General features: G+C 40.7%; 1 protein-coding gene. It reads left to right on the forward strand.

What is annotated here, in order from left to right; translation table 11 throughout:
• Positions 1-37 precede the first annotated feature (37 nt).
• On the forward strand, positions 38-664 hold a 627-nt coding region (locus ABCO64_RS10460; protein WP_343089423.1), incomplete at its 3' end, for a periplasmic substrate-binding domain-containing protein.

The raw sequence follows: 664 nt of genomic DNA on the forward strand, positions 1-664 counted from the left end.
ACGTTACTTAATGGAAACACAATATGGTGGAGTACCAATGTATGCGAATGCAGGATATAACTTATATTCTGAGCGTGTATCACTTCCTGTAGAGGACTATGTTCCAGTTATGGGATTCGGTACATCTCAAGCAACAATGACACAAGATGACTCTAATGTAACCATGGATGATGACAACCCAGGTGATGAAGGTCAATTTACATTCCGCCAAGCGGTAACTTCAGATCCAGGGCAACTTAACCATTGGTTATACGAAGATTCAATCTCTGCTGATATTTTAACCTTAGCGTTGGATTCACTATATTACTTTGACTTTAATGATGCAATGGACGGATACGAAGTATTGCCTTCAATGGCTGCTGGCGATCCACGTATTCCAGAAGATGCTGATAGTGAAGATAGAGCAGGTTTAACAGTTGCTAGAACATGGCAAATTGATATTAGAGAAGATTTAGAATGGTTCTTCCATCCCGACTTCGATGCAAGTGGATTATCAACGACCATTGATGCGAATGATTTCGCTGAAACTTATAGAATAGCAATGGAAGAAAATTGGTTCCGTGCAACTTCTGGTGGTGGAGACTTTACATCTGCACCTCAAGAAATCGTGAACGCACAAAGATATATTGATGGCGACGATGAAGTTGATTGGGATGACGTAGGT

Origin of the sequence: Methanocalculus natronophilus (assembly GCF_038751955.1) — an archaeon.
GTDB classification, from domain to species: Archaea; Halobacteriota; Methanomicrobia; order Methanomicrobiales; family Methanocorpusculaceae; genus Methanocalculus; species Methanocalculus natronophilus.